This window comes from Rheinheimera mangrovi (assembly GCF_003990335.1).
GTDB lineage: Bacteria > Pseudomonadota > Gammaproteobacteria > Enterobacterales > Alteromonadaceae > Pararheinheimera > Pararheinheimera mangrovi.
In genome coordinates, this window is the sequence record NZ_CP034683.1 from 4,243,438 (window position 1) to 4,270,078 (window position 26,641).

Here is a 26,641-nt window from a genome sequence, read left to right on the forward strand (position 1 = left end):
AGCCAGAACTATCGAGGGATCTATGCGCTTTTCTCTATTATCCATCAGTTTAATCGCCGCTTTGGGTTTGCAGGCTCAGGCCGCAGACTTTAGCCAGCAAGCCAATAAAATTGCTCAAAGCCAGCTGATTATCGACACTCACATTGACGTCCCTTACCGCTTACATGACGACTGGGAAGATGTGACCAAAGCCACCAAAAGAGGGGAATTTGACTATCCACGCGCCAAAGCCGGTGGTTTAAATGCACCTTTTATGTCGATTTATATTCCGTCTTCTTACGAGAAAAAAGGCGGCGGTTATTTGCTGGCGAACCAGCTAATCGACAATATGGAAGCTTTAGTGGGCCGGGCACCGGATAAATTTGCTATGGCCTACAGCAGTGCTGATTTAGCCAAACACTTTAAAGAAGGCAAAATCTCGCTGGCACTGGGTATGGAAAACGGTACTCCTATCGAAGGCAAACTGGAAAACCTGCAGCACTTTTATGACCGTGGTATTCGTTACATCACCTTAGCCCACTCCGAAAGTAACCATATAGCCGACTCCAGCTATGATTTACGCCGCCAGTGGAAAGGTTTAAGCCCTTTTGGTAAAGAACTAATTAAAGCCATGAATGACACAGGCATCATGATTGATATTTCTCATGTGTCTGATGACGCTTTTTATCAGGCCGTTGCCATCAGTAAAGTACCAGTCATTGCCTCCCACTCTTCATTACGGGCTTTTGTACCAGGTTTTGAACGCAATATGGACGACAAGATGATCAAAGCCCTGGCGAAAAATGGCGGTGTGATCCAAATTAACTTCGGTTCAGCTTTTGTCGTTTCAGCAGCGAATCAGTGGGGTTTACAGCGAGATGGCGCTTTTAAAGCCTCAGGCCAGACCGACAAAGACGCTTTTACCGCAGAATATAAAAAGAAAAACCCCTATCCATTTGCCTCTTTAGCTAAGGTGCTGGATCATATCGACTATGTGAAAAAGCTGGTCGGTATAGATTATGTCGGCATAGGCTCTGACTTTGACGGTGTGGGCGATTCCTTACCTGAAGAGTTAAAAGATGTCTCTATGTACCCTAACCTGATCCGTGGCTTATTAGAGCGTGGTTACACAGAGCAGGAAATTGAAAAAGTCTTGTCAGGTAATACACTAAGAGTTTGGCGTGCAGTAGAGGACTATGCCGCTAAACACTAAATTAAAGTAGTAGAGGTAAAAGTAATGGATTGGTTACGTCAGTTGTTCGAACACCCAGCCGATCCATTGCTGTTATCCGGCAGCTACGATCTCAGTTTAGTGCTGTTGTCGTTTTTAATTGCTGTCTTTGCCTCGGCCATGGCAATGCAGGTCACGGCTCAGGCCATCAGTGTCAGCAAAAACTCGCTGCGCCTGATGATGCTGGGCAGTGGCAGTATCGCACTTGGCGGTGGTGTCTGGTCTATGCATTTTATTGGCATGCTGGCTTTTGCCTTATGCACAGATGTCAGTTATCACTTCGGTATTACCGCATTATCCATGCTGCCCAGCATAGCTGCCTCCTGGGTGGCATTGGATCTTATCAGTAAAAAACACATCAGCCTGCCTCAGCTGTTGCTGGGTGGGCTATTGATGGGCGCAGGCATAGGCACTATGCATTACAGCGGTATGGCCGCCATGCAAATGTCTGTTGCTTTGCGTTATGACTTGTCGATGTTTTTGCTGTCTATCCTGGTGGCCGTGGTACTTGCTATTGTTGCGCTTTGGATCCGCTTCGGCTTAAAGCGTTTTAATCTGGCTCCCCATTGGCTGACACTGTTGAGTAGCCTGGTGATGGGCGCTGCCATCAGCGGCATGCATTACACAGGAATGGCCGCAGCACGTTTTGTTCCACCGCCAGGTTTTCAACCTGACAATCAGTCCGCTGAAATCCCCCAAGAGCTCGCTATGGCGATCACTTTTACCACTCTGATGATCAGCAGTTTAGTCATAGCCATTAACCTGTTGTTGAAATACCGTGATGCCAGTGCTTTAGCTAAAGCCAGCGAAAGCCGTTTGTTGGCCATGATGGATACAGCGGTAGACGGCATTGTGACAATCAATGCTCAAGGTTTGATCCAGGGCATGAACAAAGCGGCGGAGAAAATTGTTGGCTGGACTCAGGCGGAGTTGCTACATAAAAACGTCAATATCCTGACCCCTCTGACCATTCGTCCTGATCACGACTCCTACTTACACAACTACTTGAGCACAGGCGACGCCAAAATTATCGGTGTAGGCCGTGATGTAGAGGCAGTGCATAAAAATGGTCATGTTGTACCAGTACGACTGGCGATAGGTCATGCCAAATTACCGGATGAAGATATTTTTGTCGCTTTTATTACCGACATAAGCAGCCGCCTGCAGATGGAACAAGCGCTGAAAGATAACGAAGAAAAATTCCGCTCCTTAATTGGCAACATTCCCGGAGCCGCCTATCGCTGCCTCTATAACGAAAACTGGGATATGGTGTTTATCAGCGACGCCATTGAAACATTGTCCGGTTACCCAGCCAGTGACTTTATGCTGCCCTCTGCCAAACGCAGTTGGTCCGACTTAGTACACCCGGACGACAAGAGCACCACCACTCAGCTTGACTTGTATCAGGAGCATTTCAGTCTGGAGTACCGCATCTTGCACAGAGATGGTTCAGTGCGTTGGATGTTGGAATATGGCGAAGCCATTAAGTCGGCACAAGGCGATATTGTTTGGCTGGACGGATTTTTAATGGATATCAGCCAGCGCAAACAAATGGAAGTTGAGTTGCTGGAGGCGAAAAACAAAGCCGAGTTGGCCGCAGAAAGCCGCAGCGCATTTTTAGCCAATATGAGCCATGAAATCCGCACGCCAATGAACGCCATTATAGGTTTTAGCGACCTGTTATTAAGCTCAGAGTTATCCGCTGAGCAGAAAAAACATCTGGCCACTATTCATGGTTCAGCTCATTCGTTATTGCATTTACTAAACGATATTCTCGACAGTGCTAAGCTGGAAAAAGGCAAACTGGAGCTGGAATTACAGAATTTTTCTCTGCCTGCAGTGCTGGACGCTGTGGTCTCTACTTTGTGGATCCAGGCCCGGAAAAAACAACTGGAGCTGAAACTTGAACTCGACCCTCAACTGGGTGAGTTTTATTACGGCGCGCCAGATCGGTTGCGCCAGGTGCTGACGAATCTGATTGGCAATGCAATAAAATTTACCGATCAGGGCTCGGTACTGGTTCGGGTGAAACCTGAAGCACATCAGGTTACATTCAGTATTGAGGACACGGGCATAGGTATAGCCGCCGACCGTTTACCCTTAATTTTTGACGCCTTTACTCAGGCCGATGCATCCATGAGTCGTCGTTTTGGCGGCACAGGCCTGGGCACGACGATCAGTAAACAACTGGTCGAACTGATGGGTGGGCAAATCACAGTACAAAGCACCGAAGGCGTGGGCAGTTGTTTTGAATTCAGTCTGCCACTCAAAGAAGGCAAAGCTATAGTGGCGCCACAACAAGGTTATGTTCCCGCTTTGCCTGCTCTGAACATATTGATTGCCGACGATATTCCACAAAATCTTGAACTACTGAAACTACTGTTACAACGCGCTGGCCACCAGATCATAGCTGTCACTGATGGTATCGAAGCCGTTCAGGCGGTACAGCACCAGCAATTTGACCTGGTGCTGATGGATATACAGATGCCAAATCTGGACGGACTGAAAGCCTGCCAACAGATACGTCAGTGGGAATTGCAACACCATAAAGATCTGTTACCTATCATCGCCTTAACAGCCAGTGTGCTGGATGAGGACAAATCCGCTGCGAAAGAAGCGGGTATGCAGGGTTTTGCCAGCAAACCTATAGATTTTGCAGCTTTGTGTTTTGAAATCGCCCAAGTGCTACAAATTGAAGTTCGGGAACCATTGTCACTTCAGGTACAAACAACCCCCTCTGATCAATTAGTGAATCTGCCAAAAGCACTGCAACTCTGGGGAAATTTGCATACCTATCTGCCGCAACTGGAAACCTTTTTGCTGCAGCAAAAACAGAGCTTACTGCTGGCTGCCGATCAGTTAACGAGTGGAGACTACCAGGCCGTGCAACAGCAGGCTCATGCCATTAAAGGAGTCAGCGCCAACCTTGGCTTGGAACCGCTGAGCAAAGTATGCGCAGAACTGGAACAAGCGGCACGGCAACAACAACAGCAAAGAGCCACTGAATTACTGCAAAAAATTCTCGGATGCTGGCCAAAATTTGAAACCGAATACCAAAAACTGCAGTCTGAACTACCAGAAGCGCAACAAGGTCAGGCCTATCATCTGGATGATCAGCAACTGCGCATTGCGTTAACTGCATTACAAGAATCTTTACTGCGACATGAACTGGACGATCAAGGGATAGAACAATTGTCTCACTACAGCGGCGAACATCAACCCACTCTGATGAAATTACTGGATGCCGTGAACGATTTTGACTTTAACCTGGCGCTGCAACTGCTGGAACAATTGCAGCAAAAGCTGGGTGGAGAATCACTCTGATGACAGAAAAACAAAGCCTGTTACTGGTGGATGATGAACCCACTAACTTACGAGTATTGCGCACTGTGCTGCAGGAACACTACAGGTTGTTATTTGCCAAAAGCGGTGAAGAAGCTTTGCAACTGGTACAAAAGGAACAACCGGATTTAATACTGCTGGATGTGATGATGCCAGGTTTAACCGGCTTCGACGTTTGTGCCCAGTTAAAAGCCAATCCTCTGACCAGAGCTATTCCGGTTATATTCGTGACCGCTTTAAAAGATGAGATGGATGAAACCAAAGGTTTTGAAGTGGGCGCTGTGGATTACATTACAAAACCTATCAGCCCGGCCGTAGTGCGGGCTCGCGTCAAAACTCATTTGTCTTTGGTACAGGCGCAGGAGCTGAAACAAACCAGGCTGCAAGTGATACAGCGTTTAGGCCGGGCTGCTGAATACAAAGATAATGAAACAGGCTTACATGTGATGCGGATGAGCCACTATGCTCAGGTCTTGGCCTTGGCTTATGGTTTTAGCGAACAAAAAGCCGAAGACTTGTTACATGCAGCCCCTATGCACGACATAGGCAAAATAGGCATAGCCGACAGCATTTTACTCAAACCAGGCAAACTGACAGCCGAAGAATACCAAGAGATGCAAAAGCACCCACTGATAGGGGCTGAGATCATCGGTGATTGTGAATCTGATTTGTTAAAAATGGCCAAAGCAGTGGCTTTGTATCACCACGAAAAATGGGACGGCTCAGGTTACCCTTTTGGTCTGTCAGGCGAACAAATCCCTATCGAAGCCCGTATTGTGGCGTTATCCGATGTATTTGATGCCTTAACCAGCGCCCGGCCTTACAAACAAGCCTGGAGCATTGAAGAAACACTGCAGCATATCCATCAGCAGAAAGGCCTGCATTTTGAACCTCGACTGGTGGATCTGCTGGATGAAAACCTGCAACAAATCCTTGAAATTAAACAACGCTGGGCGGAATAACCAGCCTTGAATCTGTAGCTTTGATGCCGTAGATTGGTGAGGCACTCCAGAATTCTGACCTACAGGCAGTACAGGCAGCTCTGGTATCAAATCAGATCAATAACAAGGATTTTGTATGAAGCCCACCCCACTCTATCTGGCGCTGCTGACTGGCACTTTGCTGCTCAGCGCTTGCGATAAAACCCCAAAAACCGACACTAGTGCCGCAGTTGAAGCAACTGCGGTGGAAACAAAAGCCGCGGCCATTCCTAGCTATACTCCCACTCAGTTTTATGCCACCAAGTCCTATATGGGCAATAAAATTAACCACAAAGCCGATGCGCTTTTGGTGGCATCCGATGAAACAGGTGTATTTAACCTATATAAAGTCAGCTTGGACGGTAAAACCTGGACACCTTTGACCAGCTCCACCACTGAATCTATTTTACCTATTGACTGGTTTCCGCAAGACGATCGCGTACTCTACAGCGCCGATCAGGGCGGCAACGAGTTACACCATGTCTACGTGCGTGAATTGGATGGCTCAGTCAAAGACTTAACCCCGGGTGATAAACACAAAGCCGAGTTTATTGGCTGGACTGACGACAATAAATTCTGGGTAATGAGCAACGAGCGTGAACCTAAGTTCTTCGACTTATACAGCTACGACAGCAGTACCTACCAACGGACTTTGATGTATCAGAATAACGAAGGCTATGACATTGGCGCTTTAAGTGACAATGGCCGTTATATCGCTTTATCCAAAGAACGCACCAATGCCGATAACAATTTGTATTTAGTCGATTTGCAAAGCGCCGACAAAACACCAGTGCATATCACCCCACACCAAGGCAATGTATCGCATGGGGTTTATGGTTTTAGCCGCGACAATAACCAGCTGATTTTTGGCTCTGACGAAAAATCAGAATTCAGTGAAGCCTTTGCCTACAACATCGCTGAAAAAGCGGTGCAGCCATACAGCAAAGCCGACTGGGACATTATGTACATTGGCTTTAGCAAAGATAATAAATACAAAGTAGAAGCCGTAAATGCCGACGCTTCCACCAAAATCAGCATCACAGAACAAGCGACCGGCAAAGCCCTGCAACTGCCGGAATTACCAGCTGGTGATTTACGTGGCGTTACCTTTTCAGCTGACAGCCAGTACTTAAGCTTTTACGTCAACGCCGACAATAGCCCTTCTAACTTATTTGTCTGGAAATTATCTGAAACCAAAGCAGAACGTTTAACTCAGGCGCTGGATAAAGCGCTGGACGAAAGTGTGCTGGTGAGCAGTGAAGTAGTGCGTTACCCAAGCTTTGACGATTTAGCTATACCAGCGCTGTTGTATAAGCCGAAACAGGCCAGCAGCTCGGCTAAAGTGCCGGCCTTAATCTGGATCCACGGTGGCCCTGGTGGTCAGTCGCGTACCGGCTACAGCCCGGCGATTCAGCATCTGGTGAATCAGGGTTATGCGGTGTTAGCTGTCAATAACAGAGGCTCCAGTGGTTATGGAAAAACCTTCTTCCATTTGGATGATTTAAAACACGGCGAAGACGATTTGCAGGACATTGTGTATGGTAAAAAATACCTGCAATCGCTGGACTGGGTGGCGGCTGATCGTATTGGCGTGATGGGCGGCAGCTATGGTGGTTACCTGACGATGGCGGCTATGGCGTTTACTGATGAGTTTAAAGTGGGCATTAATATTTTTGGTGTCACCAACTGGGTTCGTACTTTAGAAAGTATTCCAGCCTGGTGGGAATCGTTCCGAGAGTCATTGTATGCTGAACTGGGCGACCCGGCTAAAGACGGCGAACGTTTACGCCGCATTTCTCCTGTGTTCCACGGTGATAAGGTGAAAAAACCAGTGCTGGTGGTGCAAGGCGCCAACGATCCTCGGGTACTGCAGGTTGAAAGTGATGAAATGGTGGCGGCTATCCGCGCTCAGAATGTGCCAGTTGAGTACGTGTTATTCCCGGACGAAGGCCACGGCTTTATGAAAAAGGAAAATCGTATTAAGGCGCAAGAGGCTTATTTAGCCTTTTTACAAAAATACCTGTAGCATTTAACTAGGCAGGGAGCTCAGATCAGACTGCGCTCCCGTTAACGCGAAATAATTTGAGTCTTATGAAAACCTACTCCGGCTTTGTTTTGATCAGCGGTTTGTTATTAACCGCCTGCGCTATGCCACGCTACACAGAGCGATTGCAGCAACCAATGCCTTTGCCCGAAGGCGAATGGACTGTGACTCAAAGCAATCCAAATGACAGAAATAATGTCACAGAAATGCGCTGGCAAGCTGTTGATTCAGAAAACTATGTACAGAGTTTTGTATTTGAGCAGCAGCCTAACAGCGACCTGATGAAAACCAAAACTATTGATGATCAACAAGGCCAACGTAACTGTGACGAGTTGTTTGACAGTCAAATCTTAAGCAAAGAGCCGGTGAATGGATATCCGGCTTTGGTCTGGGTGTCTGAATGTAAAAGCAAAAGCGGCGCTTATTCCAAAATTCTGCATAAATCCATTGCAGGAAAAGAGTCGCTTTATGTCTTTAACAAAGTCTGGCGCAGCTTACCTTTGCAAACCGAATGGGATTTATGGTTGGACTACACCATCAAAATCCATGTTTGCGATATCAACAGTAAAAGCCAGCCTTGTAAATAAGTTAACGATTAGCCGCCAGTACATCAGGGAAGTCTGAAAAAGCTTGTTTGGTCACGACATTGGCACGGTTTTCATAAGCCGTAGAGGCTTCAAAAAATGCACGATGGATCAGTTCAGACAGTGCATCGCCACCCAGAAACAAATGGGTTTTTGTGTATTTGTCCTGATGGCTCCACAGCTCCTGATCTGATTTAGTCGACACCAGTTTAAACTCAAGCTCCAACACAGATTCAGCGGCAATCACAGCTAAGTAATCCTGATTCCAACGCTGAACATCAACATACAGAACCGCATCTACATCAGTTAATGCCGGTATTTCAGTCAGTTGACGCTGCTGCGCATCGATAATCTCAAAGCCATGCTCTGCGACAATATCCGGAACTTCTTTATTAAAAGCCTGTATCAGTTCAGCAGGCACGGCTTCTCCACCGTGCACCACTATCATCAGTTTCTTCGGTGTTTCTTTATACAGCTGAGCGTACTTTTGCTGATGATCAGCTGTTGAACTACAGGCACTTACCAGCACCAGAGCCAAAGTGGCACCAAGCCAGGCTTTTAGTTGTTTCATCGGTTCCTTCCTTCTCAGTCATCAATAAAAGTTCTGTCGTGCCTGTTACACACCGGCTTGACGTCTAACATTCATTTTGGCTGAGCCAGCTGAACCAAAACTTAACAGTTAAATAAAAGTTAACTATTTAATTTTGTGTGTCAATTAATCTGATTAACTGTGTAAGGCGCTGCTGACATTCATCTAATTGCGGACTTTGCTGGACCACCAATTGCTGGCCTAAACTTAAAGCCGCCAGCACTATGCTTTGTTCCATCGACAAATGACCAGCCCCCTGCCTCACTTGTGCAATTTTACCGTTCAGCAACCGCGCAGCTTCCTGTAGCTCGGCCTGTTCTTTTACAGCGCAGCGTAGCCAGTACTCACGACCGGCTATCACTACTTTCTGTTCAACCGCCAATGGCTGCTTCAGCATGTTCAGGCAGACAATTGCTGTTCAAACAATTGGGTCAGTTGCTGTAGTTTTTGCTGTGCCCTTTGCTTCTGGTCGTCAGACTCCATGGCATGTAACTGTAAAGTTTCCAGCTGATCTGCGCTTTTTTTCAGTTCCTGTTGCAACTGCTGTTCTTTTTGACCCAGTTCTTGTACTTGTGCTGTCAGTTGCTGGTTTTGTGAAATTAATTGTTGAATTAACTGCTCTAACTTGCTGAATTCGGCTTCAAACATAAAATTCCCTTAATGCATTAGTGGGTTGAAAATAGAGTGGATAAATACGCGAAACAGAGAGTAAAGCTGATGGCTTGAACCCTGGCTGAACACGCCTTACAAATAAAGGGCTGCATGATACAGCCCCTGAGGTTTTTAGCAATAATTAGAACTGATAACTGGCACTTAAGGTCCAGGTGCGACCTTTATGGTTGTACAAACTGGTATCAAAGTAATCGCCACCAGCGGCCGGGTCAAAAGGTGGGTCTCTGTCTGTTAAGTTACCGATGGATAAAGCCAGCTCAGTATTGCTCAGCCCCAGATAACTAACCTGAGCATCAAGTTGAGTGTAACTGGCCACTTTTGCCTGCAGACCAGGGTTGCTGCTTTGGGTTGCAACTTTTTGCTCATAACTGCTGCTGTAGCTGCTGATCAGACTGCTGCGCCAGTCTGCCACAGACCAATTCAGACTGGTGCTGTTTTTCCATTGGGGTAAAGCACCAAACTGGTTGTTTCCGGCACCGTTAATTTCGGCCTGCCCTGCCACTAAGGCTTGTTTGTAGCTGATTAAACGTGACCAGACTGATTTAAACGCCAGCGACTGACCTGAAGCCAAATCCCATCTGTAGTTAAAATCAACATCTATACCTGAAGTGGTTCTGCTGCCCTGATTGTTGTATTGATTACTGACAATTTGTAATCGGCCCTGTGCATCACGCTTTATACGGTCGGCATATAAAGCCGGATTATTAACAATAAACTGGGCGTTATCGGCCCCTATAATCTGCTCCTGCTCAATCCGGAACCAGTCCACGCCAATACTTCCTTGTTGAGTAAAGGACCAAATCACACCTGTATTGAGGTTTTTTGACCGCTCAGGCTGTAGCTCCGGATTACCGGTACGTAGCTGGGTAAAACCACGACGCGCACCAGGTTCAACAGGGTCATTCGGGTCAATCACAGTGCCATAACTGATGGTGTTGCTGTTGGCAATTTCAGGCAAAGAAGGGGCACGGAAGCCTTTGGACCAGGACGCCCGTACTAACCAGTCTTCGGCCAGCACATAATGCACTCCTACTTTGGGTGAAAAGGCATTACCAAAATCATCGTAATGATCAGACCGGCCTGCAACACTGGCGGTTAAATCCTGCAGCAACGGAATACTGAACTCCGCAAAAGCCGCTTTAATTTCACGCTCACCTTTGACCAAATTAATTGCAGGACGCAGCTCGGTGCCGGACAAGACTTCAGGCGAAGTACCAGCATCCATTTTTTCGCGGCGTAAATCCACACCAGCGGCAAAGGCAAGTGGGCCATGCTCAAGCTCGGTCAACACTGTGCTAGCACTGGCATTGACAGAGCTTAAATGATAAGTGCCGGGACGGCGGGTTTGCAGGCGCAACTCATCCAACACATCAGCCGAATTTTCACGGCCATCAAAACGGTAACTGCCATCCTGTAAGGCTTGCTCAAAGGCAAAACGGTCAACGAAGTTATCTACATATTCACGCTGATGACTGCTCGATTGCAGCGCATTCAACTGTAAATCCCATTCATCGCCCTGATAACGTAGACCTGCCAGCACCCGGCTGAAGATTTGTTTGTTTTCTTTCAGGCGTGGACCTAAGTCAAACAGTGTGTATTCAAAAGGTAAGGCAGCATTGGTTGGATTGTCCGGATGTCCAACAGGCAATGCCACCGTGATATCGGTCAAAGTGCTGTTGACTGGATCATAAGCCCGTAAACCCGCACCAACAGTTAAGGGGGCGCCAAAAATCATTGCCGAGTCGTTATAGCTGTACAGCACTTCAGTGCTGGCTTGAAGTTTATCTGACAACTGATAGGTACCTTGCAAGGAGGCCTGACGACGGGTTACTTCAGGTTGTAAGGTATTAAAAGGCTGAGCGTTAAACGCACAAACCTCACCGGTACGACCCGGTGTAAAATCAGTCCATGCTCGCTTCACTGCACCTGCAGGGCAATTTGCAAAAGCTGCTGGTGAAGATGGGTTTTGTAAGCTGTTGGCACCCTGACTGCTCCAGCCGGATAACTTTCCGCCTGGTAAATGACGGAAGTCGCCACTGCTAAGTAAGTCCCTGTCACTGGCATCCAGCCGTTCACGGTCAAACCAATCCAGAGTTAAACTCAGGTTGTAACCGTCCAGATTTAAATCACCTGTGCCACTGACCAGACCCAAAGCCCGTTGCTCTAAACCACCCTGAGTGGCAGCGCCGGTAGAGGCTTTTATTTCTGTGTCCTGCACATTCTTTTTCAGAATAATGTTCACCACACCAGCTATGGCGTCGGAGCCATACACAGCAGATGCACCATCTTTTAATACTTCAATCCTTGCTACTGCGCTTAACGGTAACGCATTTAAATCAACAAAAGTATCCTGGGTATTCAGTGCAAAACCATAGTTAGAGACACGCTGGCCATTCACCAGCACCAGGGTGTTTTTTGGGCTTAAACCCCGTAAGCCGATGGACGCCGAACCTGCAGAGAAGCTACCTGTGTATTGTTCGTCAAAGCTATTGCCTGAATTGACCGTTAAATCGCGTAACACATCGGTCAAGGTGACTTTGCCGCTGACTTTAATATCTTCAGCCGTGACTTGCAGCAAAGGCGTGGCATTTTCCTGCTGCACTCTTTTAATCAAGGAACCTGTCACCTGAATACGTTCCACTTTGCTTTCATCTGCCAGCACGGGCACAAAAACAGAGACAGCCAAAGCCAGCAGGCTAAGCTTAGGCGCAAAGCCAGAACCAGTTGTTTTTAACATAAAGACCTCAAAATTGGATAAAGCTGTGCCATGGCGGATTAAACGCCTGAGCAGTCAGTCAAATTAATTTTTTATAGAAAATTGAATAAAGCGGTTATACCGCAGCGCTGTGTGCGACTGATAAGCAGTGGCAAGAGCGCATAAGACTTAGCAGCACATCAAAAGACGGGCTGAACAATGAGGCATTCGACAACAACGCAGCAGTGCAGTGGCAAACAAGACACAGAAGCGAAGTGAAACAGTGAACATAGGATTTTACCTTTACAACAAACCCGGCATTCAGCGGACTGATTTGCCTGAATTACAGCTCAATAATGGATCTGACAGTCATACTCCGACTATGGAAGAGTGAAGTGCATAACAGCAGACCGAAAAACATACAAACATTTAGACGTCCAGATGGTTGCGCGCATAATACTGAAATCCTCACCAAAGCAAAAGTGATTTTTTCTGACTTCTTATTCCATATGGATATATGTGTAGAGATTTTATATAGCGAAGGTTTTAAAAAAGAAGAAAAACAGAGTGAACACTTTGGAAAACAGGGTTAAATGCTGCAAACAAAAAGGGCAGAATCATCACGCTTCTGCCCTTGTTTAAACTTCTGGCGGCTGTAAGAGCCTTTGCCTTTTTTCGCTTTTACCACCTGCATTTGAAATAACTTGCTGGTCACTAAAGCTTTGAGTGCATTATCCCGGATTTCGCCGCGGCCATGCTCAGCCGTTGATTTTTTTGCCATAAGGCCTCCTGTGTAAAAAACGCGCAAAGTGTAGAGCTAAATTACATCTGAGTAAATTGCCACTACAGATTTATTTGAGCTGGATCTGTTTTATGATGAAGTACCTTGCCAAAGCCGGACAACTCAAATGAAGTTTATAGCGCCGCTGTTTTTACTGCTCAGTTTTAGCTTAAATGCTGACAGCTGGGCTCCTCCTGAAGCTATGGCCGCTTTAAGCGCAGACGCGTCGGTACTGGTGAGGGTTGAACCAGGTGTTTTACCCAACAGAGATGCCAGTAATCAGCCTCATTTTGCCACAGCCAGTTTTTTCCGCTGGGATAACCAAGGTAGCTATCAACCTTATCAACAACTGTCTTTACAAAACAAAGTATCTCCGTTGTTTATCTATGTCAGTAATCAGGGTGAATTGATCACTCTGGATAATTGGTACAGCTCAGGGCATGGCGACGTGGTTGTGCTATACAAAGCGGATGGCTCTGTGCTGCAAAGCTTTGGCCTGAGTTCCTTTTATAGCCGGCAGCAATTGGAAAAGTTATTTCGTTCAGTGAGCTCTGTGCAATGGCGCTGTTTTGAAAAATCTCCCTATCTGCTGCAGCGTGATTTTTATCTTCCAATCCGCCCAGCCGGAGTAATAAAAATTAATCTGGATGATGCCAGTGTCAGCCTGACAGACAGTGATCAGAGCTGTTAACCTGCAATTTCGTTAATCTTATATTCACAATACTTAACATAAATTACCTTTAGTCCACTTCAAGGACACCAGCCATGCTTCCAGGCCTGGCTGCTCTCTCAGACTGTTTAAGGAAAAATATGTTAAAAAAAATCGCAGTAGCATTGATGGGTTTAGGCTGTTCAATGGCAGTATTTTCGGCTCAGGCTGACCAGCCTCTCTATTTTGGTGCTCAGTACAGCCAACAAAGTGTTGATGGTGCCGACTGGGATTTCGGTTTGGTCTCTGGAGTGGCTGGTTATAAGTTTAATGACATCTTTGCCATCGAAGGCCGCTTAGGCGTTGGAGTGCAGGATGAAGAGTACTTTGGGGAACTCACCCGCGTTAAAATAGGTATAGATAATAGCTATTCAGTGTTAGGCAAAGCGTCCTGGCCAGTGCTGGAAACCTTATCTGTTTACGGTATAGCTGGTTTTAATAAAACCAAATACGACATCAAGATCAATGATGAAGACGGCAATCTGAACGACAGCCACAGCGAAGATGGTCTGATTTATGGCGCAGGTGCTGAGCTTCGCATTACTTCCAATTTTAGCGTCAACTTTGAATACGCCGTCTTACCAGAGTTGGGAGATGATGAAGATGATCTGGATGTGAACAGCATCAGCGCTGGCGTCAATTATCGTTTTTAAACTGAACTACTGTTGGTGTTTTATCACAACCAGCCGGGCCTGAAGCCGGTTGGTTGTTCCCTATCAGACTTGCAGCTTTCACCACAACAAAAAACCGTTCCGGCATTGATATTCTGCATTCACGTAACCAGATCCAACAAAACTCACCCAAGCCAGGATCTGTCATGAAAAACCTGCATATAGATTTAGTCTCCGATATCGCCTGCCCCTGGTGCGCCATAGGTTATGCGCGCTTAGAACAAGCCATGCACAGCATAAAAGATAAAGTCAGCGTCAGCATTCAGTGGCGTGCCTTTGAATTAAACCCTGATCCAAACCTGATCCCTGAAGCTATTTTGCCTGCGTTGAGCAAAAAATATGGCCGCAGCGAAGCAGAGATGCGCGCGAATCAGGACTCGATGATCAAGGTGGCCACTGATCTTGGGCTGAATTTTGAAAAAATGCAGCAACGCTTTACCTGCAATACTTTTGACGCGCACCGTTTGGTGAAATGGGCTGCAGGCTTTGATAAACAAACAGCGATGAAACAGGCCTTATTTGAAGCCTACTTTGGTTTTGCCGAAGATGTATCCAAAGCTGAAGTTCTGCAAAAATGCGCAGAAAAAGCCGGACTTAATGCGGATGAAGCGCTAAAAGTACTGCAATCACAACAATTTATTGATGAAGTACGCACCGAAGAGGCGCAGTATCAGCAGGCAGGTATCAGTTCAGTTCCTGCTTTTGTCATCAATCAACGTTACTTAATTTCCGGTGCACAAGACCCAGCCACTTTAGCAGCTAGTCTGTTGCAAATTGCCGATGAAATGACTACCGAATAACAGCTTCATTTAAACTATAAGGTGCGGTATGACCAGCCCAATGAAAGATTTTATTTATCACTTAGGCACTGTAGGCACGCCATGGGGCGATGCGGAAAAACGGCAGTGGCTGAGTGAACAACAGATTAAACGCAGCTATCAAGACGAAGTCGTAACACCACTTCAGCAGTATTTACCTGATACCGCAGAACTGCTGAATTACGGCACTCTGGATTACAGTGCTTTTAATTTGCCTGTCTATGAGCTTTTTGCCGTACGCAGCAAAAACTGGCAAGAAGGTTACCCTATAGTGCTGGTGACTGGTGGCGTACATGGTTATGAAACCAGTGGTGTACAAGGTGCGCTTAAGTTTATTAAAGAAGAATTCAGCCGTTACAGCGGCAAAGTGAACCTGCTGGTTTTACCTTGTATCAGCCCCTGGGGCTATGAAACCATCAACCGCTGGAACCCAAAAGCCGTAGACCCTAACCGTTCTTTTGGCGCAGAAAGCCAGTCCGATGAAGCAACGCAGGCTATGGCTTTTGTCCGTCAGCACAGTGGAGAAGTCTTAGTGCATATCGACCTGCACGAAACGACAGATTCTGATAACAGCGAATTCCGCCCAGCTAAAGCCGCTCGTGATGGCACAGTGAATCACAACTGGAATATTCCTGATGGTTTTTATCTGGTGGGTGATAGCAACAAGCCGGAACCAGGCTTTCAACGCGCTATTATCGAAGCGGTGCAAAAGGTCACCCATATAGCCGAAGCCGATGAAAACGGCTGCCTGATCGGTGAAAAACTGGCACAGTTTGGCGTAGTGAATTACCCAAAACGTTCGCTGGGACTGTGTGGCGGTATGACAGATGCCCGATTTGTCACAACCACCGAAGTGTATCCGGATAGCCCCAAATCAAGCCCAGAGCAATGCAATGCAGCTCAGGTTGCTGTGATTTGTGCTGGTGTGGATTACGCTTTAGCCTGATAAACAAAGGGTCAGAGTTTTAACTCTGACCCTTTCGTCTTCAACTTATTCAGGTATTAGATCAAAACGAGTAAGTCGCGCCTAGAGTGAAGTTACGTGGCGTGCCATAAGCATATTGATTGAAGAAACCGATCTGGCTGTAGTAGGTTTCGTCAAACAGGTTATCGACGTTAAACTGCACAGACAGCTGTTCAGTCACTTCATAACGAGCCATCAGACTAACCAGGCTGTAGGAGTCCTGATCTAAACGGGTAGCGCCTGAGCCGCTGTATTGTGAATCTTCCCAGTTCACACCACCACCTACGACTAAACCTTGTAAGAAATTGGCAAAATCGTAAGTCGTAAAAATATTCAGCTTTTTACGCGGATGATCTGTATTCACTTCAATGCCAGCAGCATCTTCTGCTTTAAACTGTGAATAGCCAGCAGAAATATTCCACTGCTCTGTCAATTGGCCAATCACTTCCAGTTCAAAACCGGTGCTTTCCACCCCCTGCGCAGCACGATATATAGTTTCTGGCAGGTTATTTCCTACCTGAGGGAAAGTAGTACCAGTATCCTGAGCCAGATTATCTTGTTCCACCTTGAACACGGCCACAGCAGTTTGCACCGCACCGTTCAGAAAAGAGCTCTTTAAACCCAATTCAGTATTTGTACCTTCCAGAGGATCGATAAATTCGCCGGACGCCACACGCGCATTTTGTGGTTTAAAAATTTCAGTCTGACTGATATAGGCATTGTGGTTTGCACTCAACTGGTACATCAAACCAGCATAAGGTACAAAGACACTGTCATCACCATAGTTTTCTGGTACTCCGTAGCTAAAACCATTACGTTTCCACTCGGATAAACGACCGCCAGCAATCAATTTCAGATCATCAGTTAAAGACAAACGTGTGGCGGCATAATAGCCGGTCTGTTTGGTGTCTAAATCAACAGCTACACTGCTGCTATCTGCAAACTCAGGTTCAGGATAACTGCCATCCCAGTCATAAAAACTGCCTGTAGACGGATAGGCTGATTCTACTGCGAAAGTGCTGGTTTCAGCGTCCTGCTCACTGTGCAGGTAGCCTAGCACAAATTCATGCTGACGATTTAACAGCTGATAATCGCCTTTTAACTGCAAATCAACACTGTCTTGCTTGCTAAACCCTGTGCTCTTGTACGCCCATGGATTTAAACCTTCACCTGTCGCCTTGTCGACGGCGCCAGACAAATACATCAGTTGGGCATCTGCAGTATTTTTGGTATGGTTAAAACTTACTTTTGCTTGCCAGCCATTCGTGAAGTTATGGTTCAGGTTTGCAAAACTGTTCTCATTGGTAGAAGCCCAGTAGGTCCAGTCTGCCGCTGACGAAACCGAACGATCCCAGTTAGTGGGAGTGCCGTCACTAAACCAGGGCGTTAGACCACCCCAGGTTGAACCTTTAGGATCGTTATCCTGATAGCTGCTCCCCAGACTAATGGAAGTTTGATTCGTTAAATCAGCATCTACTACCCCATAAAGCACCGTTTTGTCGTCTTCAGGGATATCCATAAAGCTGTCGCCCACTTCTTTTTTGGCAACAAAGCGCGCTCGTACATCGCCTTGATTGTCTAAACCAGTCGATACGTCTGCAGTAGCAAATCTGTTATTCCAGCGACCTACACCAGCATTGATATAGCCCTTCAGTTCAGCGGAATTGGCATGTTTACGAACCAGGTTGATAGAAGCAGAAGGATCACCAGCACCAGTTAGTAAACCTGTGGCGCCACGCACCACTTCAATACGTTCATAAATCGATACGTCAGTGATGGTTTCGCCTGAATCCCCAGCTAAAGACCAAGCTAAAGGCACACCATCAATCTGGTATTTATCAATATCGAAACCACGGGAGCTAAACACATTACGAGTAGAATCCAGCTGTTTAGCCGACACACCTACAGCCTGACTCATTACCTCATTAATACCGCTAAAACCCTGGTCGATAATACGTTGTGAGGTAATCACAGTTACGGATTGAGGGGTTTCAAATAAAGACAAACCTAAACCAGTAGCCGTATCAATGTTTTCATTCACTGTGTAGTGGCCTTTCACCGAAATCTTTTCAATGTCTTTTTCAGCTTTATCGTCAGCGGCCTGAACCGCCCCCACCATACAAGCCAATTGAACTGCCAGTACCACTGGCAGCTTGCTGAATTTCTGTTGTAACGCCATGATTACCCCCCCAATAAAATCGAGCGAATAATACACTAATACGAATTGTTATCAACTAGATTAAGGTAAAGAGCGGCGCGAAAAACCTATGCGATGTAAGTGGTTTCAAATTTATAACCGACTGATAACAAAAAGCTGTATTTCACAAAGAAATCTCTAGTCTCTGGTCAGCACTTCCAACAGTTCTATTTCAAAAATCAAATTAGAATGTGGCGGTATCATAGTGCCAATCTGGCGTTCACCATAAGCTAAATGAGCTGGCACCCATAACTTACGTTTGCCCCCCACCTGCATGCCTTTTAAGCCTAAAATCCAGCCCTGAATCACTCTGTTATTGCTCAAAATGCACTGAAAAGCTTCGCCACGCCTATGCGACGAATCGAACTCTGTTCCATCTTCCAGCCAGCCGCGATAATGCGCGGTAATTAAAGCACCACGTTCAGCCGCCTTACCCTCACCCAACACCAGATCTTCAATTTTTAATTCAGCCGTCATTACTGCTCCCGCCGTCAATTTTTGCCGCTGAGTATAACTAAAAATATGCGGCGAAATAACATCATGCAAAGACAACAACCTAACCTTGTAGCTGAAATGTTCTATAGTTTCTAAATCAACGCCATGGAGTGGATCATATGTCTGTGATGACGGCCCGGTTCTGTATCCTGCTTCTGTCTGTTCTTTTGCTGCTGCCCATTTTCAGTAAGGCACAACCGCAACAAGTGATCTACTCATGGCCTATGTCGATGTTGGGGGACGCCCGCGGCAGCTATCCGATCGCGTTATTACATCTGGCGGTGGAAAAATCCGGTGCTGATTATCAGTTGGTTCCCAGTGGTCAGGTGATGAGCCAACACAGAACTTTGCGTCAGTTGGGTTCTAATAATGGCTTAGATGTTGTCTGGACTATGACCTCACCAGAGCGCGAAAAGGAATTAAGGCCTATCCGGGTGCCCATAGACAGAGGATTAATTGGCTGGCGTTTATTGCTAATTCACAACGATAACGAACAAAAAATTCAGCAACTGGATGAAAAACAATTGAGAACCAGCCCTTCTGTACAAGGGAGCGATTGGCCAGACTACCCTATTTTAAAAGCCAATCATTTTCGGGTACTTGGCAGTGGTGATTTTGACGCTATGTTTAAGATGCTGAGTGCCAAACGTATTGATTATTTCCCCCGCTCAGTCACAGAAATCTGGCCCGAATTGCAGCAAAAAACAGGCATGTCGCTAACCGTTGCGCCGAAGTGGGTATTGCATTATCCGGCTGCTTTGTATTTTTTTGTGCAAAAAGACAATATCGAACTGGCCAACGCCATTGAAATTGGGCTATTGCGCGCCATTGAAGATGGCAGTATGCAGCAGTTGTTTTTACAACATTTCAGCAGCGCCATACAGCAGGCAGATTTAAAAACCAGAACAGTGGTTCAGTTAAGCAATCCAATTTTACCAGCCGAAACACCGCTAAAAAATAAAGCCCTGTGGTTTGACCCGCAACTGGGATACTAAAACTAAGTTTTCGCCGGTACCAGAGCTTTCACTACAGCAGTAGCCACATCAGCAATACGGCATTGTTGTTTCATCGCACTTTGCTGTAACTGACGATAAGCCTGCTCTTCAGTCAGTTTTTTATACTGCATCAGTAATAACTTAGCGCGGTCTATCAGCTTTTGTTCGCTAATAGCACGACGGGCGTCCGTCAGCTCTGTGTGCATTTGGCGAATATGCTGAGCTTGCTCAGACAACAGCTGATAAAAGGACCGGCTCGGTACCTGCAGATTTTGTTCAACCTGTCCCGCAGGCACAATAGAGGCACCGTACAACCCCAGCATACCCGGATCAATCAGCAAGGTTAAACCTGGGCTGGCTGGCAACTCTGTCAGTTCGGTCAGCTTCAGTTGATGTTGCTGCAATTGCTGCTGTGCCGCTGCTACTGTGTCTGATGTAAGTTGCTGCAACTCTGAAGTTAATCCAGCCTGCAACAGATGCATTTCATCCATACGTTCAGTGGCAAACTGATACCACAAATCACTAACCGCAGGCACTGGTGCTGTAGTACCGGACAGTTGTTGGATCATAGTTCTTAATTGCTGCAGTTGTTTTGCCGCAGTCGCTTGTTCCAGCTGATGCCACTGCTGTTGCTGTGATGCAGTGGCAAACTCCAAAAATACAGCGGCACTATGTTGCTGTGCTTGCTGTAGCAATAACAAACGCTCGGCCAACTCTGTCGTGAGCTGACCCGAAGCTAAGCCCATAGCTCCCCATGCGCGTTCCTGCCCAGCGTATTCTTTGGATTGCAGTAAGTTAAATAACGCCACTAAAAAACGGGTAATACCAGCGTCACAGGCTAAATCAGCCGACTCCAGCACTACAGCCAACCAGGCGGTAATTAATCTGCTGTATGCTTCTGTTGATTGCAACGGCGTAAATTTCTGTTTGCCTACCTGTTCGCGTAACTCAGCCAGATGGTCCATGCCCTGCAACGCCATACAAACAGCACTCAATAAACGGCTGCTGCTACAAGGTTCGGTTGCCTGCAGATACTGCTGATTCAGTTGGGTTCGCAATTGTTGCTCTGCTTTAGTACTTTGCAATAATTGCTGCTGGCGCTGCATCACAAACACTTCACAGTCTGATGCCAGAAAAATATTGCTGATACCACGCTCACGTTGTAACTGATGCACCAGTTCACTGACGCTGGTAACCAGCAAACAGTTAGCCGAAAGCTGCTGCAGGGCTTTTATTTCTGCCTGTTTCGCGGCCAGCAAAAACTGAGCTGTCGAATAATTCATGGATCACTCTGTAGTGCTGATAATCCCATACTCTAGCAATGGTTATTCCACGCTGCCCGCGACAGCTGACAGGCCGCGCCAATGCTGGATTGTCAGACTTAGTTCGTCTTTTTTCTGCAGAGCACAAAGCTGCACTGCCCTGTAACGGTGCAGAAAATGCACAACAATGGAACCCCTCTGTCACTCTTGCACTAGCACAACTTCGTAAAAGCCAAGTAAAATCAATACATTAATAAAAAGCAGCTGGCTGGCATCAAAGTTGCTCTGTTAAAACGGCAGAGGTGATAACCACCTCCCAACATATTTCAGGACAAAGGCGTCCCGTGATCTTCTGGCAACAGAATGATCCGGACGCCTTTTTTGTTTTTTAAAAAACAACTCCTGAATTTAAAAAAGCAACAACAGGAAAAGGTGAACCTATGGCTTATTTAGTTCCAGCCGAGTTTGTGACCAAAATGGTCGACTCCGGCGAATCAAAAATTTTTATGTCCAACCGGGATACGCTGATCCGCTCTTATATGGCAGGAGCTATTCTGGCTTTGGCTGCAGTATTTGCAGTGACAGTAGCTGTGCAAACCGGCTCCTTTTTAGTAGGTTCCATGTTGTTCCCTGTCGGTTTTATTATGCTGTATCTGATGGGGTTCGACTTACTGACCGGTGTCTTTGTATTAACTCCGCTGGCCCTGCTCGACCGTCGTCCAGGCGTTACAGTGCAAGGCGTACTTCGTAACTGGGGTTTGGTATTTACCGGTAACTTCCTTGGCGCTTTAACAGTCGCCGCCATGATGGCTTTTGTGCTGACTATGGGTTTTCATACCGAAGCCGGGCCTGTGGGGACAAAACTGGCTGGCGTAGGCGAAGCTCGTACTTTAGGTTATGCCGAACATGGTGTGGCCGGCTGGATGACCATATTCCTGCGTGGCATGTTGTGTAACTGGATGGTGTCTATGGGTGTGGTGGGCGCTATGATTTCCACTCATGTCAGCGGCAAAGTGATGGCAATGTGGATGCCTATTATGTTGTTCTTCTTTATGGGTTTTGAGCACTCAGTAGTCAATATGTTTCTGTTTCCTTTTGCCATGATGATGGGTGGTGATTTCTCAGTAATGGATTATCTGATCTGGAACGAAATCCCAACAGCATTAGGCAATCTGGTGGGTGGTTTGGCCTTTACCGGTTTGACCCTGTACAGCACCCACTATAAAACGGCACCAAAACGTAACCTGACCGCTAAAACAGCAGAAAGCCCTGTTGCTACTCTGGCCAAAGCCTGATCATGTGGCATGGAGCATCGTTACAAGTCTCCATAGGCCAGCACTCCACTGCTGGCCGTAAAGCTTTAAATCAGGACAGCTTTGGCGCTTATCTGCCAAAAGAGCCGGAATTAAGCAGTAAAGGCATAGTGTTGGCGGTGGCCGATGGCATCAGCACCAGCACTGTCAGTCAGATCGCCAGTGAAACAGCAGTGAAAAGTTTTCTGGATGATTATTACTGCACCAGCGATGCCTGGTCTGTACCTCATGCCGCCTTGCAAGTACTTAAAGCCAGCCATAACTGGTTGTATGCCCAAAGCCGCAATGGCCCTTTTGCATCCGATCCGGACAAAGGTTATGTCTGCACTTTTAGTGCCTTAATACTAAAACAACGCCATGCTCATTTGCTGCATGTGGGTGACAGCCGGATTTACTTGCTGCGTAATCAGCAACTGGAACAACTGACGCGGGATCATAGAGTCTGGCGAGGCAGCAGCAGCTTTTTAAGTCAGGCACTTGGCGCAGGAGCAGCGCTGGAAGCGGATTATCATAGCCAGCCTTTGCAACAGGGTGACCTGTTTCTGTTGGCAACAGACGGGTTATTTGAGGCTTTATCTCAGACTGAACTGATCAATCTGCTTGAGACAGAATCCGATTTATCCCTGCTGGCCTTGCAACTGACCGAAGCCGCGTTAGCTGCAGGCAGCGAAGATAATATTACGCTGCAATTGGTACGAATTGATCAGTTGCCGGCAGACAACCATTTACCTCTTTGCCTGGATCAGCAATTACCTTTACCACCTTTGTTGCAACCAGCCGATACATTGGACGGCTTGCAGGTGATAAGGCCACTACAACAAAGTAGCCGCAGCCATGTGTATCTGGTGCAGGATACAAGTACAGAGCAGTTTCTGGTGCTCAAAGCTCCATCCATTGATTTAGCTGAACAGCCGGATTATCTGGAGCGGCTGATGCGCGAAGAATGGATTGCCAAAAGAGTACAGAGCAATCATGTAGTGCGCCCGGCCAGCAGCAACAGGCCTCGCACTGCGCTTTATACCTTGTTTGATTATGTCGAAGGCCAGACGCTAAAACAGTGGCAACTGGATCACCCCAATCCCACATTGGAACAAGTGCGCGACATTATTGAACAGTTGGGTAAAGGGCTGCAGGCTTTGCACCGCAGTGAAATTCTGCATCAGGATATCCGACCCGACAACCTGATGATGACCCCTCAGGGCATAGTTAAAATTATCGACTTTGGCGCTGCACGACTGGCAGGGTTGCAAACAGATGACGAAGTGGCAGGGGATATTCCCGGCACAGCTTTGTACACAGCACCTGAGTACTTTTTAGGTTTGGCAGGCACAGAGCTGTCGGATTTATATTCACTAGCGGTTTTAACTTACCAGTTGCTGTCCGGCCGTTATCCTTATGGCGCTGATGTGGCGCGTGGTAAAAGCATCAAAGCGCAGAAAAAATTGCGCTATCAGTCGGTACTCAGCAAAGACAGCGAGCTGCCGGTCTGGCTGGATTTAACCTTAGAAAAAGCACTGCAACCCGACCCGAATAAACGCTACCAGGCTTTGTCGGAGTTTTTATACGACTTACGCCACCCCAATGCCGAATTTCAAAAACCTCTGAGCCTGATTGAACTGCATCCACTTTGGTTCTGGCAGTGCCTGTGCGTACTGCAAACTTTGATTATTCTATGGCTGTTAAGGGATCTGGCCTGAACGAACAGGCCAGATCCACAGTGATTCATCAGTATTTAGCCAGCCACTGCAACCAGAATTTGCTGGTGTCTGTGTGTAACGACTTGGCCTGATAATCGGCAAATTTCAGCAATACCGCGTGCTGAGCATTCAGGTTATAACTCAGTTGTAAGTCCAGCTCTTTGCCATAGTCAGCGTCGCCCTGCGCCGCATCCAGCCAGTGGTAAAAAGCCATCAGCTCCAGCTGCTCCAGTTTATAGCCCAGCTTGAGGTATTTATCTTCAATGCCATTGGCCGGGGTTGCCAGAAACTTATCGGCAAAACCTTGAAACTTATGCAATGTCGCCAGCGGTGTGGCAAAGCCAATGCTGGTGCCAGACCCCGTATCAGCACCTAAGACTTCAATCCCTGCCCCGCTTTGCCAGGCTCCCAGCCACAAGTTGGCCTCTACAGTCCAGTAATCGGCGTCGTACGAATTTGGGTTATCACCAGCGTCCTGCTGCCGGGCATAAGAGCCATAGAGGCTATAACGGCTGCTTTGGGATAACGCCTGACTGTATTGATAGTCCAGCCCCAGCGTTTGATTGGACACTAAAGGTGCATCTTCAAATTCCATCTGGTAAACAAAAGCACCAAGCTGATGGTTGCTATTCGGTTGGTAACGTACATCCAGCAGATGTAAATCCGAACTCCAGTCGCCTTGTGGGCTTTTGCTGCCAAACACCCGGTTCACTTTACTGCTGTAGCTGTAATCCAGTTTGAGTTCAGCAGATACACTGGCCTGATAACGCACTGCATCAAAGGTCTGTTCGTTTTGACGCCAGCCTACGCCACCGACAAAACGTTCATTGGCTAAGTTAATACGCTGCCGGCCAATTTTTAGTGTCTGCTCACCGCTTTGATACTGCACAAAAGCCTGATTTAAATCAGCACCAGCAGGGTCTGCTACCACTGGATAAGCTGTTTTGCCATTGATACTGTCGTTGTAATTTTTATCCCCTAAAGCCGCCACGTAATCAAACTCACCACCAGCCGACCAGCCATGGCCGAATTTTTGTGTCAGGCTAAAACGCGATAACAAGGTACTGGCTAAAGCATTTTCGGCAAGGCCATCCTGGTCCACTGCTTCCAGCCGGTAACGGAATAACATTTTCAGTTCAGGGGCAGCTAAAGCGGTGGAAGCAACATCAGCAGCACAAACTGAAGTACAAGCGGCCATTACAGCCAAAGCGGGTAAAGAGTAACAGCGCATAAGGATTCCTTCTATTTTTGGCAAAGCTTCGCCGGCTGGCGCTTTAAAGCAGCCAGAAAGCAAAACAAATGGGTTTTTACTAAAGGGTTAACTGGTTACAGTGACCTGTTGCAACAGGCTTAAATCTACTTTCATCCGCTGCTTCAGCACCTCGCCCACCACAATCAGGGTTGGGCCATTCAGTGGAGAAGCAGCAAGACGATCATTGATATCAGCCAAAGTGCCCTGCAACTGGGTTTGCTGGGCTGTACTGACCTGATCCAGCAGCGCTATAGGCGTATCATCCGGCCAGCCAACAGAGACTAAACCGGCACTTAATTGCTGCAAGCGGTTCAGTCCCATATATACCACCAGCGTTGGATTAGAAGCATTGGCTCTGTAGTGATAACCAGACCAGTCTGGCTGTTTCTGCGGATCAGCAAACTGCGCTGTTAAAAACTGCACAGCAGTGGCACAACCCCGGGCAGTCAACGGAATACCACAATAAGCCGAAGCAGCGCAGGCACTGGTCACGCCCGGCACTATCGCAAAGGCGATACCAGCCTGTTGCAAAGCAGCGGCTTCTTCTGACACCCGGCCAAAAATCGCCGGGTCACCACCTTTTAACCTCACCACTAAACCACCTTGTTGGCCGTATTGCACCAACAACTGGTTAATCTCGATTTGTGGCATGGCATGACGGCCGGCTCTTTTACCCACAAAGACTTTTTTGCAGCGCCGTGGCGCTATAGCCAGCAGCTCAGCCGACACTAAACTGTCAAACAGCAGCACATCAGCTTGTTGTAATAAACGCTGAGCTTTAACGGTAAGCAGTTCAGGATCACCAGGCCCAGCACCTATCAGCACCACCTGACCTTTAACTTTTGGCTTGTTCTGCTCTGTTTCAGCCACTTCAGCTTTCCAGTTCCAGCCGGAAAACCAGCTTCCTGCCAGTGGTGCACGAAGTAAATTACTGATTACGCTCATCTTGATACCCCTTGCTAGTCTGCCCTTGTCCTTTGCCGTCATCACTGCATTTGCTGCATCTTGCGATCAGGCCGCTGACGCCGCTTGGGCTTGATTGACTGCATTCAGCCATACCCTACCCTGTTCCAGTTTCACCTCGTACACAGGGATCTGCACTTCAGGTTGCTCTACACACCGGCCAGTGGTCAGGTCAAAGTGCTGTTTATACAAAGGCGATGCCACTACGATTTGCTCACCTAAAGAGCCTACAATCCCTCTCGACAGCACATTAGCGCCGCCAATAGGGTCGTAATTACCTACCGCATAAATCTGCGGCTCGCCTTGCAGCTCCAGCAAAAACACCGCCACTTGCTGGCCATCAACCAAAGCGCAAATACCGCTGTTTTCGACTAAATCTTCAAAAGCACAAATATCAGTCCAGGCCAT

The 26,641-nt window shown here is 47.2% G+C and carries 25 protein-coding genes; 13 read left to right on the forward strand and 12 right to left on the reverse strand.

The features are described from left to right. The first annotated feature begins 22 nt into the window (after nt 1-22). The 5 genes from EK374_RS19035 to EK374_RS19055 all read left to right on the forward strand — a co-directional run bounded on the left by EK374_RS19035 (nt 23) and on the right by EK374_RS19055 (nt 8,163). Nucleotides 23-1,192, forward strand: coding sequence for a dipeptidase (locus tag EK374_RS19035; protein WP_127026105.1), 1,170 nt, complete (start codon nt 23-25; stop codon nt 1,190-1,192). A 24-nt stretch (nt 1,193-1,216) separates the two neighbouring features. Beyond that, entirely contained in the window at nt 1,217-4,534 is a 3,318-nt protein-coding gene (locus tag EK374_RS19040; RefSeq protein WP_127026106.1) for an MHYT domain-containing protein, read from the forward strand. Further along, nucleotides 4,534-5,514, forward strand: coding sequence for a response regulator (locus EK374_RS19045; RefSeq protein WP_127026107.1), 981 nt, complete (start codon nt 4,534-4,536; stop codon nt 5,512-5,514). The genes EK374_RS19040 and EK374_RS19045 overlap by 1 nt, the downstream gene beginning before the upstream one ends. 115 nt (nt 5,515-5,629) lie before the next feature. After that, entirely contained in the window at nt 5,630-7,558 is a 1,929-nt protein-coding gene (locus tag EK374_RS19050; RefSeq protein ID WP_127026108.1) for a S9 family peptidase, read from the forward strand. A 65-nt stretch (nt 7,559-7,623) separates the two neighbouring features. Then, nucleotides 7,624-8,163, forward strand: coding sequence for a hypothetical protein (locus EK374_RS19055; protein WP_127026109.1), 540 nt, complete (start codon nt 7,624-7,626; stop codon nt 8,161-8,163). 1 nt (nt 8,164) lies between these two features. On the opposite strand, the gene EK374_RS19060 is transcribed toward EK374_RS19055, so the two are convergent. The 4 genes from EK374_RS19060 to EK374_RS19075 form a co-directional block, all read right to left on the reverse strand. Next, nucleotides 8,165-8,731: a GNA1162 family protein gene (locus EK374_RS19060; protein WP_127026110.1), complete on the reverse strand. Its 567-nt coding sequence runs from the start codon at nt 8,729-8,731 to the stop codon at nt 8,165-8,167. A 127-nt stretch (nt 8,732-8,858) separates the two neighbouring features. Continuing rightward, entirely contained in the window at nt 8,859-9,131 is a 273-nt protein-coding gene (locus EK374_RS19065; RefSeq protein WP_206099243.1) for a cell division protein ZapA, read from the reverse strand. 17 nt (nt 9,132-9,148) lie between these two features. Continuing rightward, the gene (locus EK374_RS19070) at nt 9,149-9,397 is read right to left on the reverse strand and encodes a hypothetical protein (RefSeq protein ID WP_127026112.1); all 249 of its coding nucleotides are present in this window, start codon (nt 9,395-9,397) and stop codon (nt 9,149-9,151) included. Nucleotides 9,398-9,542: 145 nt separating this feature from the next. Further along, nucleotides 9,543-12,158, reverse strand: coding sequence for a TonB-dependent receptor plug domain-containing protein (locus EK374_RS19075; RefSeq protein ID WP_127026113.1), 2,616 nt, complete (start codon nt 12,156-12,158; stop codon nt 9,543-9,545). A gap of 353 nt (nt 12,159-12,511) precedes the next feature. Here EK374_RS19075 and EK374_RS19080 point away from each other — a divergent pair, with 353 nt between their 5' ends. Further along, nucleotides 12,512-12,709 carry a hypothetical protein gene (locus EK374_RS19080; protein WP_127026114.1) on the forward strand — a complete coding sequence of 66 codons (198 nt, stop codon included), beginning with the start codon at nt 12,512-12,514 and terminating at the stop codon, nt 12,707-12,709. Here EK374_RS19080 and EK374_RS19085 read toward each other — a convergent pair. Further along, entirely contained in the window at nt 12,706-12,897 is a 192-nt protein-coding gene (locus EK374_RS19085) for an alternative ribosome-rescue factor A (protein ID WP_127026115.1), read from the reverse strand. The two genes, EK374_RS19080 and EK374_RS19085, sit on opposite strands and share 4 nt — an antisense overlap. A 127-nt stretch (nt 12,898-13,024) precedes the next feature. On the opposite strand from EK374_RS19085, the gene EK374_RS19090 reads away from it, so the two are divergent. Both EK374_RS19090 and EK374_RS19095 read left to right on the forward strand, forming a co-directional pair. Continuing rightward, nucleotides 13,025-13,588 carry a hypothetical protein gene (locus EK374_RS19090; protein WP_127026116.1) on the forward strand — a complete coding sequence of 188 codons (564 nt, stop codon included), beginning with the start codon at nt 13,025-13,027 and terminating at the stop codon, nt 13,586-13,588. A 119-nt stretch (nt 13,589-13,707) separates the two neighbouring features. After that, nucleotides 13,708-14,259, forward strand: a complete 552-nt coding sequence (locus tag EK374_RS19095; RefSeq protein ID WP_164731916.1) for a porin family protein — start codon at nt 13,708-13,710, stop codon at nt 14,257-14,259. Here EK374_RS19095 and EK374_RS19100 read toward each other — a convergent pair. Further along, a complete protein-coding gene (locus EK374_RS19100) occupies nt 14,243-14,425 on the reverse strand; it encodes a hypothetical protein (RefSeq protein WP_127026118.1) in 183 nt (60 codons plus the stop codon). The genes EK374_RS19095 and EK374_RS19100 overlap by 17 nt on opposite strands. On the opposite strand from EK374_RS19100, the gene EK374_RS19105 reads away from it, so the two are divergent. Both EK374_RS19105 and EK374_RS19110 read left to right on the forward strand, forming a co-directional pair. Then, a complete protein-coding gene (locus tag EK374_RS19105; RefSeq protein ID WP_127026119.1) occupies nt 14,424-15,077 on the forward strand; it encodes a DsbA family oxidoreductase in 654 nt (217 codons plus the stop codon). The two genes, EK374_RS19100 and EK374_RS19105, sit on opposite strands and share 2 nt — an antisense overlap. Nucleotides 15,078-15,105: 28 nt before the next feature. Next, nucleotides 15,106-16,041, forward strand: coding sequence for a M14 family metallopeptidase (locus EK374_RS19110; RefSeq protein WP_206099244.1), 936 nt, complete (start codon nt 15,106-15,108; stop codon nt 16,039-16,041). A 61-nt stretch (nt 16,042-16,102) separates the two neighbouring features. Here the strand turns inward: EK374_RS19110 and EK374_RS19115 are convergent, their stop codons facing one another. Then, complete coding sequence (locus tag EK374_RS19115) at nt 16,103-18,238, reverse strand: TonB-dependent siderophore receptor (protein WP_127026120.1); 2,136 nt, start codon at nt 18,236-18,238, stop codon at nt 16,103-16,105. 156 nt (nt 18,239-18,394) lie between these two features. Then, nucleotides 18,395-18,733 (reverse strand): FKBP-type peptidyl-prolyl cis-trans isomerase, encoded by a 339-nt coding sequence (locus EK374_RS19120; RefSeq protein WP_127026121.1) that lies wholly within the window; start codon nt 18,731-18,733, stop codon nt 18,395-18,397. Between the two features lie 137 nt (nt 18,734-18,870). Between EK374_RS19120 and EK374_RS19125 the strand changes: the two genes are divergently transcribed. Next, the gene (locus EK374_RS19125; RefSeq protein ID WP_127026122.1) at nt 18,871-19,746 is read left to right on the forward strand and encodes a substrate-binding periplasmic protein; all 876 of its coding nucleotides are present in this window, start codon (nt 18,871-18,873) and stop codon (nt 19,744-19,746) included. A 2-nt stretch (nt 19,747-19,748) separates the two neighbouring features. On the opposite strand, the gene EK374_RS19130 is transcribed toward EK374_RS19125, so the two are convergent. After that, nucleotides 19,749-21,029, reverse strand: a complete 1,281-nt coding sequence (locus EK374_RS19130) for a nitrate regulatory protein (protein ID WP_127026123.1) — start codon at nt 21,027-21,029, stop codon at nt 19,749-19,751. A gap of 419 nt (nt 21,030-21,448) precedes the next feature. On the opposite strand from EK374_RS19130, the gene EK374_RS19135 reads away from it, so the two are divergent. Next, a complete protein-coding gene (locus EK374_RS19135) occupies nt 21,449-22,303 on the forward strand; it encodes a formate/nitrite transporter family protein (protein WP_127026124.1) in 855 nt (284 codons plus the stop codon). Between the two features lie 2 nt (nt 22,304-22,305). Further along, nucleotides 22,306-24,018: a bifunctional protein-serine/threonine kinase/phosphatase gene (locus EK374_RS19140; RefSeq protein WP_127026125.1), complete on the forward strand. Its 1,713-nt coding sequence runs from the start codon at nt 22,306-22,308 to the stop codon at nt 24,016-24,018. Nucleotides 24,019-24,046: 28 nt separating this feature from the next. Here EK374_RS19140 and EK374_RS19145 read toward each other — a convergent pair whose 3' ends face one another. The 3 genes from EK374_RS19145 to nirD form a co-directional block, all read right to left on the reverse strand. Further along, on the reverse strand, nt 24,047-25,249 hold the full coding sequence (locus tag EK374_RS19145) for an alginate export family protein (protein ID WP_127026126.1): 1,203 nt from the start codon (nt 25,247-25,249) through the stop codon (nt 24,047-24,049). Between the two features lie 87 nt (nt 25,250-25,336). Beyond that, a complete protein-coding gene (gene cobA / locus EK374_RS19150) occupies nt 25,337-26,215 on the reverse strand; it encodes a uroporphyrinogen-III C-methyltransferase (RefSeq protein WP_127026127.1) in 879 nt (292 codons plus the stop codon). Between the two features lie 66 nt (nt 26,216-26,281). Then, complete coding sequence (gene nirD / locus EK374_RS19155; RefSeq protein WP_127026128.1) at nt 26,282-26,641, reverse strand: nitrite reductase small subunit NirD; 360 nt, start codon at nt 26,639-26,641, stop codon at nt 26,282-26,284.

Coding starts and splice junctions, on each gene's coding strand:
- EK374_RS19105 (WP_127026119.1), top strand. CDS start 14,424: ATGAAAAACCTGCATATAGATTTAGTCTCCGATATCGCCTGCCCCTGG.
- EK374_RS19130 (WP_127026123.1), bottom strand. CDS start 21,029: ATGAATTATTCGACAGCTCAGTTTTTGCTGGCCGCGAAACAGGCAGAA.
- EK374_RS19075 (WP_127026113.1), bottom strand. CDS start 12,158: ATGTTAAAAACAACTGGTTCTGGCTTTGCGCCTAAGCTTAGCCTGCTG.
- EK374_RS19135 (WP_127026124.1), top strand. CDS start 21,449: ATGGCTTATTTAGTTCCAGCCGAGTTTGTGACCAAAATGGTCGACTCC.
- EK374_RS19070 (WP_127026112.1), bottom strand. CDS start 9,397: ATGTTTGAAGCCGAATTCAGCAAGTTAGAGCAGTTAATTCAACAATTA.
- EK374_RS19060 (WP_127026110.1), bottom strand. CDS start 8,731: ATGAAACAACTAAAAGCCTGGCTTGGTGCCACTTTGGCTCTGGTGCTG.
- EK374_RS19145 (WP_127026126.1), bottom strand. CDS start 25,249: ATGCGCTGTTACTCTTTACCCGCTTTGGCTGTAATGGCCGCTTGTACT.
- EK374_RS19095 (WP_164731916.1), top strand. CDS start 13,708: ATGTTAAAAAAAATCGCAGTAGCATTGATGGGTTTAGGCTGTTCAATG.
- EK374_RS19085 (WP_127026115.1), bottom strand. CDS start 12,897: ATGGCAAAAAAATCAACGGCTGAGCATGGCCGCGGCGAAATCCGGGAT.
- EK374_RS19055 (WP_127026109.1), top strand. CDS start 7,624: ATGAAAACCTACTCCGGCTTTGTTTTGATCAGCGGTTTGTTATTAACC.
- EK374_RS19100 (WP_127026118.1), bottom strand. CDS start 14,425: ATGACAGATCCTGGCTTGGGTGAGTTTTGTTGGATCTGGTTACGTGAA.
- EK374_RS19035 (WP_127026105.1), top strand. CDS start 23: ATGCGCTTTTCTCTATTATCCATCAGTTTAATCGCCGCTTTGGGTTTG.
- EK374_RS19115 (WP_127026120.1), bottom strand. CDS start 18,238: ATGGCGTTACAACAGAAATTCAGCAAGCTGCCAGTGGTACTGGCAGTT.
- nirD (WP_127026128.1), bottom strand. CDS start 26,641: ATGGCCTGGACTGATATTTGTGCTTTTGAAGATTTAGTCGAAAACAGC.
- EK374_RS19090 (WP_127026116.1), top strand. CDS start 13,025: ATGAAGTTTATAGCGCCGCTGTTTTTACTGCTCAGTTTTAGCTTAAAT.
- cobA (WP_127026127.1), bottom strand. CDS start 26,215: ATGAGCGTAATCAGTAATTTACTTCGTGCACCACTGGCAGGAAGCTGG.
- EK374_RS19045 (WP_127026107.1), top strand. CDS start 4,534: ATGACAGAAAAACAAAGCCTGTTACTGGTGGATGATGAACCCACTAAC.
- EK374_RS19125 (WP_127026122.1), top strand. CDS start 18,871: ATGTCTGTGATGACGGCCCGGTTCTGTATCCTGCTTCTGTCTGTTCTT.
- EK374_RS19110 (WP_206099244.1), top strand. CDS start 15,106: ATGACCAGCCCAATGAAAGATTTTATTTATCACTTAGGCACTGTAGGC.
- EK374_RS19050 (WP_127026108.1), top strand. CDS start 5,630: ATGAAGCCCACCCCACTCTATCTGGCGCTGCTGACTGGCACTTTGCTG.
- EK374_RS19040 (WP_127026106.1), top strand. CDS start 1,217: ATGGATTGGTTACGTCAGTTGTTCGAACACCCAGCCGATCCATTGCTG.
- EK374_RS19120 (WP_127026121.1), bottom strand. CDS start 18,733: ATGACGGCTGAATTAAAAATTGAAGATCTGGTGTTGGGTGAGGGTAAG.
- EK374_RS19140 (WP_127026125.1), top strand. CDS start 22,306: ATGTGGCATGGAGCATCGTTACAAGTCTCCATAGGCCAGCACTCCACT.